Here is a 10,141-nt window from a genome sequence, read left to right as displayed (position 1 = left end):
CGCGAAATCACGCTGCTGGGCCAGAACGTCAATGCCTGGTCGGGCGAAGATGACAAGGGCGCAGGCGTCGGCCTTGCGGGCCTGATCCACGCGCTGGCCGAGGTCGATGGGTTGGAGCGAATTCGCTATACCACCAGCCATCCAATGGACATGGACGACGCGCTGATCGCCGCGCATGGCGAGGTCGACAAGCTGATGCCCTATCTGCATCTACCGGTGCAGAGCGGCTCCGACCGGGTGCTCAAGGCGATGAACCGCAGCCACACGGCGGAAAGCTACCTCCGCCTGCTCGAACGTTTCCGTGAAGCCCGCCCGGACATTGCATTGAGCGGCGATTTCATCGTCGGTTTTCCGGGCGAGAGCGAGGCCGAGTTCGAAGAGACGCTCAAGCTCGTCGATGAAGTCCAATATGCGCAGGCCTATAGCTTCAAATATTCGGCCCGCCCCGGCACGCCCGCTGCGACGATGGACAATCAGGTTCCGGTAGAGGTGATGGACGAGCGACTCCAACGCCTGCAATCCGCGCTCAACCGCGACCAGCTCGCTTTCAATCAGGCCAGCGTGGGCAAGGTCTGCGACGTGCTGGTCGAGCGCAAGGGCAAGCACGCGGGGCAATGGCTCGGCAAATCGCCCTGGCTGCAAAGCGTCTGGTTCGAGGGAAGCTGCGAAATCGGCGATCTTGTGAGCGTCACCCTCGCCGAAGCGGGGCCCAATTCGATCAAGGGCGTGCTGCGCGAAACTGTCGCGGCCTGACCACACTTCCACGACAACTGGATGACTTTCCACCGCCATATGACGGTGTCTTGCTTGCTTCGTGCGCAATCCGCCCTAGATTTGATCCATAGAGTCGAAAGGAACGCGCCGAGCATATATGGGCCGTAAGCCAAGCAAAGCAGCCGATCCGGCGATTTCGCCCGATCCCGTCGTCATCCGCGAACACCGTCGCGCCAAGGCGGAGCTGAGCTTCGAAGACCAGTCGCTCCTGGGCGCGCTTTTCGGACAGTTTGACGCAAACCTGGTGCAGGTCGAGAACCGGCTGGGCGTGTTCATCCACGCGCGCGGCGACAAGGTGCTGATCGAAGGGCCCGAAGACAGCGTGGCCCGCGCACGCGACGTGCTCCAGACCATGTATGACCGGCTGGCTATGGGGCAGGATCTCGACGCGGGCGCGATCGAATCGCTCATCGCCATGTCGAACGAACCGACGCTGGAAGGGATCATCACGGGGGAGAAAGACACGCCTCCGATCATGATCCGCACGCGGCGCAAGACGATCGTGCCGCGCAGCGCCGGGCAGATCCCCTATATGCACCAGCTCGCGCGCGAGGATATCATCTTCGCGCTCGGCCCGGCGGGCACGGGCAAGACCTATCTCGCGGTGGCGCAGGCGGTCAGCCAGCTCATCACCGGCAGCGTGCAGCGGCTGATCCTGTCGCGGCCTGCGGTCGTGGCGGGCGAGCGGCTCGGCTTCCTGCCCGGCGACCTCGCGCAGAAGATCGACCCCTACCTGCGGCCGCTGTACGACGCGCTGTACGAGATGCTCGGCTTCGAAACCGTCAACAAGTACATCGACCGCAACATCATCGAGGTCGCACCGCTGGCCTTCATGCGCGGGCGCACCCTCAACAACGCGTTTATCATCCTCGACGAGGCGCAGAACACCACGCGCGAGCAGATGAAGATGTTCCTCACCCGCTTCGGGCAGAACAGCCGCATGGTGGTGTGCGGCGATCCCAAGCAGGTCGATATTCCCGGCGGCGACAGCATGAGCGGATTGGCCGATGCGGTGAACAAGCTGGAGGGTGTGGAAGGCATCGCCGTTTCGCGCTTCACCGCGGCCGACGTGGTGCGCCACCCGATCGTGGGCCGGATCGTTGAGGCCTATGAGGGGACGGGGGAGTAGAGCGTAGGTCCGCTAACGACCCGATTGCGGACGTTCTGCAATCCGTTAAGCTGCGTCTGTGCGCAATCTTAGCCGAACCTTATCGACTGTCATTTTAGTGGCGATTTGCTTTGGTTGCGCATCGCCACCAACAAACATCTGCCAAATGCCCCAGAACCGGCATTTTTGGCAGGGTCTGAACGTGTCGTGGCGTGGCGAAATTATCGATGTGATGGCCGTTCCTCACGGCGGCGGAGTATATTTCACTGATTACAGATGTGGCAGAATCATCGAAATTGATCCTAAAGTCGTTCCAAAACTTTTCTCAGGTGAGAAGAGCTGGAGCCACCTCGCAGTCGCTGATTTTTACGTTCAAGGGCACCTGGCATATGATGATGGCGAGATAGTTCTGCGCCCAGATTTGATGCGGCGGACTTCAGAGTGGGGCACTCTCGAGAATGGAGGGTTTGAACGTTACAGAATGAAACGCAAGTTCAAGCCTGTTGGAAAATGGCTTGGCCCGCCAATTCGTTGATGTCCGCTTTCCACTCAATAGCTGCCATTTGGTCGCGAAAATCTGCGAACGGCCGCTAACGACCCAATTGCTGACGTTGACTTATTGAACATTCGGATTGAGACTTCGTATATGTCGGAGGGTGCCTCAAAGCGCAGACAACTTGCACGGGTGCTAGCATTTGCTGCAATGGCTGGCGCAATAGCTCTTCTGGGCTGGCCACATCTCGCTCCGCACTTCAGCTCATTCGATGCTTCAAATCATACCCACGAGCAAAACCTCGCAAATCTCGGGGCGACAGATGTCTGTGAGATGTTACCAATGGAACAGTTCGGTAATCCGATTGATGAGTTTGGCAATCGAATTGCCCCAACAATGACAGTCTATCTCAAGGCTCCTGAAGGCCGGAAGCCAAAGACTGGCGATGTGATTGAGATCAAGTATCCCAAGGAACTCGAAGGGCGGCTATTATTCACTCAATCCGCAAGTGATGGGTATGGTGGAAGTGGTCTGCTGAAGTGGCTCGACCGACCACGGGATGCTCAATTGGCCCTAGCCGTATGGGATTTCACCCGCTCAGGTTCGCTTCAATATAGCCTCAGGGACGTGCAGCTTTGGGGCGATTGCAAGAAGGCGAATGAACTTTAGGCGAAGCGCTGAAGTTTCATCGACTTTGAAGTGTCCGCTTTCCACCCACTTCCGGACATTTCATTCTCCAACCCCACTCCTTTCCTACCCGCGCTCTCCGCGCTAGATGCGGGGGATGAGCCAGCCTTCGCCTTTGCCCCGTTCTTTCGCCTTTAGTCCGCAAGCTGAAAGCGGCGGGATTTCTTCCTTTGAACCCTGTTCCATGCGTTCCATCCGTGCTTCAGGTGCGACGAATCGAGTAATTGGCCGAGCGTTCTGATGCAGCTGGAAATGGACATTGAGGATTGGCCCCCTCCCGCAAGCGATTGGGCCGATTGGGAAGCATTGGCTACCCGCGCGGCGGAGGCGGTGGCGGCCATCGAGCCCGCGCTTGCCAACCCGCGCCTGACGGTCAGCCTGCTGTTCACCTCCGACGCAGAAGTACACGCCCTCAACCGCGAATGGCGCGAGCGTGACAAGCCGACCAATGTGCTCTCCTTCCCGATGCTGGAACGGGTCGATCTGGTCCATCTCGATCCCGAGGAAGGCCTGCCCGAAATGTTGGGCGATATCGCCCTGGCGCATGAAACCTGCGTACGCGAAGCGGCGGAGAAGGGCATCAGCCTCGAGCATCATGCCGCGCATCTGATCGTCCACGGCCTGCTCCACCTGGCAGGGCACGATCACGTCAAGTCTGACGAAGATGCGGAAAAGATGGAGGCGATGGAGATTGCAGCGCTTGCAAAACTGGCTATCGCGGACCCATATGGGGATCGCACATGAAAGGAGCACCTGAGTAAGGGCCATGCCCGATCCCCAATCTTCCGCTGGAGACGCGGACAGTAGCAGCGGGCTATGGCTCGCAATCCGGAAAATCCTGAGAGTCGGTGACGGCGATCGTTCTCTGCGTGCGCAGCTCGAAGAAGCAATCGACGAGCATGAGGGCGAGAACGGCGAAACCGCACCCAATGAAAGCGCGGGCGGCGGCGACCTTTCTTCGGTCGAGCGCCAGATGCTCCGCAACCTGCTGCATTTCAGCGAACACGATGCTGACGATGTCGCCGTGCCGCGCAGTGAAATCGTGGCGGTCGATGCTTCGATTAGCTGGGAAGAACTGGTTTCGGCCTTCAGCGAGAACGGCCATTCGCGCATGCCGGTCTATCGCGACACGCTCGACGAAGTGATCGGGATGATCCACATCAAGGACGTGTTTCCCTATCTCGCAAGCGGCAAGGCGCCGCCTGCGGACTGGACCACGCTGATGCGCCAACCGCTCTATGTGCCGCAAGTGCGCGGCGCGCTGGATGTGCTGGCGGATATGCGCTCGCGGCGGGTTCACCTTGCCATCGTGCTGGACGAGTTTTCCGGAACGGATGGCCTGATCACGATCGAGGATCTGGTCGAGGAGATCGTCGGCGAGATCGAAGACGAGCATGACGAGACTCCCGAAGCGCTGATCGTTTCGATCGGTGACGGATTATGGGATTGCGATGCCCGTGCCGAGCTGGAGGATGTGGCGGATATGGTCGATCCGCGGCTGGCGGAAGTCGAGGAATCGGTCGACACGCTGGGCGGTCTCGCCTTCGTGCTTGCCGAACAGGTGCCCCCGGTCGGTACGGTGGTGGAACACCCCAGCGGCTGGAGAATCGAAGTGACTGCGGGCGATGAGACGCATGTCACGCGCTTGCGGCTGCACGCGCCCGACCAGGCGGAATCTGCAAGCTCTGACCAAAAAAACTGAACTCACGTTCGATTCCTTGCAACTTTCATCTCGACATATTGCGCTGCACCACGCAATGATCTGAACCATGCCAACGCGTCGTCTCCCCCCGCTTCGAGCGCTGGAAGCCTTCATGCGGACTGTGCGCCTGGGATCGGCGCGCGCCGCTGCGGAGGAAATCGGCCTCAGTCCCTCCGCATTGTCCCGGCGAATCAGCAATCTCGAGGAATTCGTCGGCAAGAAGCTGTTCACGCGCGCTCGCCAGTCGATGCAGCTGACCGATGAAGGGCAGGCGTTCTATGAAGCGGTCAATCCGCATCTCGAAGCGCTGACCAGGGCGGTCGAGAACCAGTCGGACAATATCTCGCTGCTGCGTCTGCATCTGGGCGTCTTGCCGCTGTTCGGCAGCCAGCGGCTGTTTCCGCGCCTGGGCGAATTGCGCAAGCGCCACCCGCTGCTGCATATCGATATCGACACGGGCCCCCATCTCGAAGACCGGGTGGGCGACACGCTCGATGCGGCGATCATCCTTTCGCGCGGACCGGAAAAGGGGCTGCACGCGATTCGCCTCGATCACAACATGGTTCATGCCATCGCCAACAGGCAGGTCGCGGACTTGCTGGGCAGTGAAGTGGACAAGGACAGGCTCGCCAAGCAGACCTTCCTGATTCACAACGAACTGCCCGCCAGTTTCGAAGCCTGGAAGTCGGCGCTGAAGCTCGATGATCTTGAGCCGGCTGCAATCGACCATTTCGATTCGGGGCAGTTGATGCTGGAAGCCGCGGCCCAAGGGCTCGGGATTGCGATCATGCACGATGATCATATGCGCCGTGCGAACGACGATCGCCTGATCGACCTCTACGACGTCGAAGTCGAAAGCCCCTACAGCTACTGGTTCGTCTGCAAGCCGACTGCGCTTGAGCAGCGCCCGGTGCGGCTGTTCCACGATTGGCTGGTCAGCGCAGGGCTGTAATAGCCTGGCCTATTCGACCGGCGTCGGGGGTTTGTAGCGCACCGGATCTACCGAATAGCGATAGTCGCGCAACGGCTTGCCAAGGGCCGCGACCAATGCCTCTTCGATCCTGCGGCGGGCTTCTGTTCCGATCGCCTTGCGCCCGCGAAACTCTCCCGGGCTGAAAGGCTCGAGGAAGTGGACCTGAAGCGTGAAGCGGCCCTTGTGCGCCAGCACGCGCTTGGCGTTGTTGAGCCCGCTTTCGTCACCGACCCAGCCGATCCATTCGGCGATTGCGCCGTAATGCAGCATGACCGGCTGGACATAGACGCCGGGCGGAGGCGGATCGAGCACGGTCAGCATGCTCGTCTTGAACGGCAGCAGCGAATGGCCGTCGGTCACAGTGCCTTCGGGAAAGACCGCGACCGACCAATTGTCGGCCAGGGCTTCGCGTAGCGAATTGATCTGTTCGGCAACGCCAAGCCGGTTCTCCCGCTTTACGAAAACGGTCCGGTTAAGCCGGGAGAGCCAGCCAACCACCGGCACCTCTCCCAATTCCGCCTTGGCGACGAAGGCGGTGCCGCTCGCACCTGCAAGGGCAAGGATATCTATCCAGGAAACATGGTTGGCGATGAAGAAGACGTCGCGCCGCAGAGGAACGCCGATCCGTTCCACTTTTGCGCCGCAAACCGCGGTTGCGAAACGGAGGAAGAGCTTGGGGAAGGGGGATCCGTAGGCGAAAAGTCGATAGAGGTAGTGCAATGGAACAAGCACCACCAAGGCCGCGACCAAGAGGAATACGCGCAAGGAAAGGCGCAGCCATCCCGCCACGGATATGGGCGTGGGTTCGCCGCGCGTGGCGGCTTCGCGTAGTTCGGCTTCAGTCGTCGCGCGGTTCTCTGGAGAGCCTGACGCCATAGAGCTCCATTCGGTGGTCTACCAGGCGATATCCCAGTTTCTCGGCAATCTGGCGCTGCAACGCTTCCAGTTCCGGATCGACGAATTCGACGACCTTGCCGGTTTCGACATCGATCAGGTGATCGTGATGTGCTTCCGGCGCCGCTTCATAGCGTGCGCGGCCGTCGCCAAAATCATGCCGGTCGAGAATGCCAGCGTCTTCGAACAGGCGCACCGTGCGATAGACTGTAGCGATCGAGATCTTGGGATCGATCTTCGACGCGCGCTCGTGCAACTGCTCGACATCGGGATGATCTTCGCTTTCCGACAGGACGCGCGCAATGATGCGGCGCTGTTCGGTGATCCGCAGCCCCTTGTCGGCACAAAGTTGTTCGAGGTCGATCTGTTGGTGCAAAATTCGCCCCTGAATGAATAGCGCTCCAACGCATAATCGCGTGGAGCGCCATTCTCAAGTTCGCAGCTTGAATTCAGCCCGCTTTCTTGCGCCGACCCCGGGTCTGGCCCGGTTTGCGGCCGAGGCCGATCTTCTTGGCGAGGACACGCCGGGTTTCGGCATAGGCCGGGGCTACCATCGGATATTCGGGCCCCAATTCCCAACGCGCGCGGTATTCGTCCGGAGTCATGCCATGCTCGGTCGAAAGGTGGCGCTTGAGCATCTTCATCTTCTTGCCGCAATCGAGGCAGACGATCTGCTCTTTCTTGACCGACGACCGTATCGAGACGGCAGGATCGGGGCGTTCCTCTACAGGCGCGGCGCCTTCCCCAAGGCTGGCGAGCGCACCATAAACACTTGTAATCAGGCCTGGAACTTCTTCAACAGCGACATTGTTGTTACTTACGTGGGCAGCAACAATGTCTGAAGCTAGCGTTATCAATGTCTCTTTCATGTCCAGTTCGATGTTTTCCATGAGTTCCTCGTCGGTTTTATTTTGAGAGTCCGGTTTTCCGGGCGGTGAACCAATGGACCAGCCAGGGCGTCAATGCAAGCGATGCATCGACCAAACGGGTTTGCATTCTTTAAAATCGCCCTGGGTCGGGCACGTTTTCGTGGGTCGCAAAGGATTGCTACAGTATAGTTTGAGTTAATTTGGAACCGAACTGAAAAGATTTTCTCGCAACGTAACTCGGTCGCCGAACGCGCTATATCGAAAGCCCGAAGGTGATCGCGTCCATCCGCTGCCCGTCCGCCAGCAAGTAATAATCCCGCCTTCTTCCGATAGGTTCGAAGCCAACCAGGCGATAGAGCGCTTCGGCGGGATTGTTGCTGCGCATTTCAAGGAAGATGTGCCGTGCACCGCGTCCTCGGGCAGCAGTCGAGAGATGTTCGATCAGCCTGCGGCCGATTCCCTTGCGGCGATGTTCGGGCATGACCGCGATCAGCAGCAGCTCTTCTTCGCCGGGAGCGTTCCGGGTCATCACGAAGCCGACCGCTGGGGAGCCCATCGGCCGGACAATGTTGCCATTCTCGTCAACCAATAGCGCGAAGGTATTGGGCATCGTCAGCGCGTCGGTGACCTGCCGTCTGTTCCAGGCTTCGCCCCAGGCGGGATCGAATGCCGCCTCCATCACCATCATGATCTGGTCGATGAAGTCGCTGGTCATCACGCGGCGGGCAGCTTTGCATCGGGCGCGCGGCCATAGATCGGGCTGACGTCGCTTGTCAGCAGGCCGGGCGGAAGATCGAGGACGCTGCGTGCATTGGGGTGGAGGGATTCTGCAATGCCTTGGCCGCGGACCCCTTGCAATTCCTCCGCCATGGTTCCTGCTAGGAGCGCGTGCTGGGCTGCTTCCGCTGCCCGCTCGGGAATGAGTGACTGCACATCGCCTTCGGGAATGCCCGAGGCGTCGAAGTCCTGGACGAAAATCTCCCCATGGCCGCCGCGCATGGCGACGCTTACCGGCTCTCCCGGATGGCTTGCACGCACGACCGCGCTAACCAGAGCGAGCGTGGGATAGCCGAGCACTTCGGCATCCCAGGCGATACCCAGTGCGCGAGCCGTTGCGATCCCGATTCTGACGCCGGTAAAGCTGCCCGGTCCACGCGAGACGAGGATACGATCGGCCTTGCCCTTTTCTGGCAGGGCTTCGATCATCGGGACCAGTCGCTCTGCATGGCCTCTGCCCAGAACGCGGTGGTCGTGCGCCAGCATCTCCGCGCCCTCGAACAGAGCGACCGAGCAGGCCTCGCTAGCGCATTCTATAGCCAGTGTTCGCACGATAGCTCCGGGTCGTCTCGCCTGGACAGCGATGCCCGCAAGCCGCCTACTTGGCAAGCTCAGACGATGCGGTTGAAGCGGTCGAAATCGGGTCGCGGGCTGCGATCGAAGATGGTCGATGGGTCGCCATAGCCGATCGAGCAGATGAAGTTGACCCGGTGGCGCGGCTCGTCGGCAAAGAAAGCTGTGTTCACCGCTTCCTGATCGAAGCCCGACATCGGACCGCAATCGAGGCCCAGCGCTCGCGCCGCGAGCATCAGATAGGCGCCCTGCAGCGTGGAATTGCGGAAAGCGCCTTCCTCGCGCCCCTTCTCGTCGCCCTCGAACCAGCTCTTGGCATCGGTGTGCGGAAACAGCCAGGGCAGTTCCTCGTGGAAGTCAATGTCGTATCCGATGATTGCGGTGACCGGCGCGCCGAGGATCTTGGCGCGATTGCCCTCCATCGCGCAATCCGCCAGCTTCGCCTTCTGCGCATCCGACTTGACCCAGACGATCCGCACGGGCTGCATATTGGCCGATGTCGGGGCCATCTTCATCAGATCGTAGATTGCTTGGATCTGCTCATCGCTGACAGGCCTGTCGAGCCATCCGTTATAGCTGCGCGCTTCGTTGAAAATCTGGTCGAGAGCGTCTGCCGACAGCTTGATGTCGTGGAATTGCTTGGTCATCGGAATCTCTTGAAAATGGGCGTGTCAGGCCGCGCGTACTTCGGTTACTTCGGGCACGTAATGCTTCAGCAGGCCTTCGATTCCGTGCTTGAGCGTTGCGGTGCTCGACGGGCAGCCCGAACAGGCCCCCTGCAAGGTCAGATAAACAATGCCGTCCTTGAACCCGCGATAAGCGATGTCGCCGCCGTCGCCTGCCACGGCAGGGCGCACACGCGTCTCTAGCAGTTCGTTGATCTGCGCTACGATATCTGCATCGGCCGGGTCTTCCTCGACCATGAGGACATCTTCCGCCGGAACCGAAATGCCAGACGCGTCTCCACCGGCAAACAGCGGAGCCTCCGACACGAAATGGTCCAGCAGGATCGAGACGACCATCGGCTTGAGATCGGTCCAGCTCACGCCGGGCGCGGCGGTGACAGAGACGAAATCGCCGCCGAAGAAGACATTCACGACTTCGCCCGTGTCGAAAATTGCCTGCGCCAGCGGACTGACTTCGGCCGCTTCGGGCGTCGCAAACTCGCGTGTGCCGGATGTCATTACCTGCCTGCCCGGAAGGAACTTCAGGCTGGCGGGGTTGGGGGTGGTTTCGGTTTCTATGAACATGGCCATGATCTAGGCGCGGTGGCCTTGCAGAACAAGGCAGC

General features: G+C 60.2%; 14 protein-coding genes. 7 read left to right on the top strand and 7 right to left on the bottom strand.

Annotation, left to right across the window (positions count from 1 at the left end; genetic code table 11):
- From ACQY6C_RS13520 to ACQY6C_RS13490, 7 genes are all read left to right on the top strand, one after another.
- The coding region (locus ACQY6C_RS13520) for a MiaB/RimO family radical SAM methylthiotransferase (protein ID WP_427969592.1) at nt 1-753 on the top strand (753 nt) is incomplete at its 5' end.
- Between the two features lie 118 nt (nt 754-871).
- Complete coding sequence (locus ACQY6C_RS13515) at nt 872-1,903, top strand: PhoH family protein (protein ID WP_427969590.1); 1,032 nt, start codon at nt 872-874, stop codon at nt 1,901-1,903.
- Between the two features lie 58 nt (nt 1,904-1,961).
- The gene (locus ACQY6C_RS13510) at nt 1,962-2,417 is read left to right on the top strand and encodes a hypothetical protein (RefSeq protein ID WP_427969588.1); all 456 of its coding nucleotides are present in this window, start codon (nt 1,962-1,964) and stop codon (nt 2,415-2,417) included.
- 168 nt (nt 2,418-2,585) lie between these two features.
- Nucleotides 2,586-3,044 carry a hypothetical protein gene (locus tag ACQY6C_RS13505; protein ID WP_427969586.1) on the top strand — a complete coding sequence of 153 codons (459 nt, stop codon included), beginning with the start codon at nt 2,586-2,588 and terminating at the stop codon, nt 3,042-3,044.
- Between the two features lie 258 nt (nt 3,045-3,302).
- Nucleotides 3,303-3,806, top strand: a complete 504-nt coding sequence (ybeY, locus tag ACQY6C_RS13500) for an rRNA maturation RNase YbeY (RefSeq protein ID WP_427969584.1) — start codon at nt 3,303-3,305, stop codon at nt 3,804-3,806.
- 22 nt (nt 3,807-3,828) lie between these two features.
- The gene (locus ACQY6C_RS13495) at nt 3,829-4,764 is read left to right on the top strand and encodes a hemolysin family protein (RefSeq protein WP_427969582.1); all 936 of its coding nucleotides are present in this window, start codon (nt 3,829-3,831) and stop codon (nt 4,762-4,764) included.
- A gap of 67 nt (nt 4,765-4,831) precedes the next feature.
- Nucleotides 4,832-5,716 (top strand): LysR substrate-binding domain-containing protein, encoded by an 885-nt coding sequence (locus ACQY6C_RS13490; RefSeq protein WP_427969580.1) that lies wholly within the window; start codon nt 4,832-4,834, stop codon nt 5,714-5,716.
- Nucleotides 5,717-5,725: 9 nt separating this feature from the next.
- On the opposite strand, the gene ACQY6C_RS13485 is transcribed toward ACQY6C_RS13490, so the two are convergent.
- The 7 genes from ACQY6C_RS13485 to ACQY6C_RS13455 all read right to left on the bottom strand — a co-directional run bounded on the left by ACQY6C_RS13485 (nt 5,726) and on the right by ACQY6C_RS13455 (nt 10,100).
- Nucleotides 5,726-6,613, bottom strand: a complete 888-nt coding sequence (locus ACQY6C_RS13485) for a lysophospholipid acyltransferase family protein (protein ID WP_427969578.1) — start codon at nt 6,611-6,613, stop codon at nt 5,726-5,728.
- A complete protein-coding gene (locus ACQY6C_RS13480; protein ID WP_427969576.1) occupies nt 6,576-7,007 on the bottom strand; it encodes a Fur family transcriptional regulator in 432 nt (143 codons plus the stop codon). Before ACQY6C_RS13480 ends, ACQY6C_RS13485 begins: the two co-directional genes overlap by 38 nt.
- A gap of 73 nt (nt 7,008-7,080) precedes the next feature.
- On the bottom strand, nt 7,081-7,521 hold the full coding sequence (locus ACQY6C_RS13475; RefSeq protein ID WP_427969574.1) for a MucR family transcriptional regulator: 441 nt from the start codon (nt 7,519-7,521) through the stop codon (nt 7,081-7,083).
- A gap of 232 nt (nt 7,522-7,753) precedes the next feature.
- On the bottom strand, nt 7,754-8,215 hold the full coding sequence (locus ACQY6C_RS13470; protein ID WP_427969572.1) for a GNAT family N-acetyltransferase: 462 nt from the start codon (nt 8,213-8,215) through the stop codon (nt 7,754-7,756).
- Nucleotides 8,215-8,829, bottom strand: coding sequence for a tRNA (adenosine(37)-N6)-threonylcarbamoyltransferase complex dimerization subunit type 1 TsaB (tsaB, locus tag ACQY6C_RS13465; protein WP_427969570.1), 615 nt, complete (start codon nt 8,827-8,829; stop codon nt 8,215-8,217). The genes ACQY6C_RS13470 and tsaB overlap by 1 nt, the downstream gene beginning before the upstream one ends.
- A gap of 59 nt (nt 8,830-8,888) precedes the next feature.
- Entirely contained in the window at nt 8,889-9,497 is a 609-nt protein-coding gene (locus ACQY6C_RS13460) for a malonic semialdehyde reductase (protein WP_427969568.1), read from the bottom strand.
- Between the two features lie 24 nt (nt 9,498-9,521).
- On the bottom strand, nt 9,522-10,100 hold the full coding sequence (locus tag ACQY6C_RS13455; protein WP_427969595.1) for a NifU family protein: 579 nt from the start codon (nt 10,098-10,100) through the stop codon (nt 9,522-9,524).
- Nucleotides 10,101-10,141 lie beyond the last annotated feature (41 nt).

Source organism: Altererythrobacter sp., assembly GCF_050299635.1.
Lineage (GTDB): Bacteria > Pseudomonadota > Alphaproteobacteria > Sphingomonadales > Sphingomonadaceae > Erythrobacter.
This window is presented reverse-complemented; position numbering and strand designations above follow the sequence as displayed.

Bases quoted from the DNA above. Each gene is read 5' to 3' on its own strand.
- ACQY6C_RS13515 (WP_427969590.1), top strand. From the start codon at position 872: ATGGGCCGTAAGCCAAGCAAAGCAGCCGATCCGGCGATTTCGCCCGAT.
- ACQY6C_RS13505 (WP_427969586.1), top strand. From the start codon at position 2,586: ATGGCTGGCGCAATAGCTCTTCTGGGCTGGCCACATCTCGCTCCGCAC.
- ybeY (WP_427969584.1), top strand. From the start codon at position 3,303: ATGCAGCTGGAAATGGACATTGAGGATTGGCCCCCTCCCGCAAGCGAT.
- ACQY6C_RS13495 (WP_427969582.1), top strand. From the start codon at position 3,829: ATGCCCGATCCCCAATCTTCCGCTGGAGACGCGGACAGTAGCAGCGGG.
- ACQY6C_RS13490 (WP_427969580.1), top strand. From the start codon at position 4,832: ATGCCAACGCGTCGTCTCCCCCCGCTTCGAGCGCTGGAAGCCTTCATG.
- ACQY6C_RS13485 (WP_427969578.1), bottom strand. From the start codon at position 6,613: ATGGCGTCAGGCTCTCCAGAGAACCGCGCGACGACTGAAGCCGAACTA.
- ACQY6C_RS13475 (WP_427969574.1), bottom strand. From the start codon at position 7,521: ATGGAAAACATCGAACTGGACATGAAAGAGACATTGATAACGCTAGCT.
- ACQY6C_RS13470 (WP_427969572.1), bottom strand. From the start codon at position 8,215: ATGACCAGCGACTTCATCGACCAGATCATGATGGTGATGGAGGCGGCA.
- ACQY6C_RS13460 (WP_427969568.1), bottom strand. From the start codon at position 9,497: ATGACCAAGCAATTCCACGACATCAAGCTGTCGGCAGACGCTCTCGAC.
- ACQY6C_RS13455 (WP_427969595.1), bottom strand. From the start codon at position 10,100: ATGTTCATAGAAACCGAAACCACCCCCAACCCCGCCAGCCTGAAGTTC.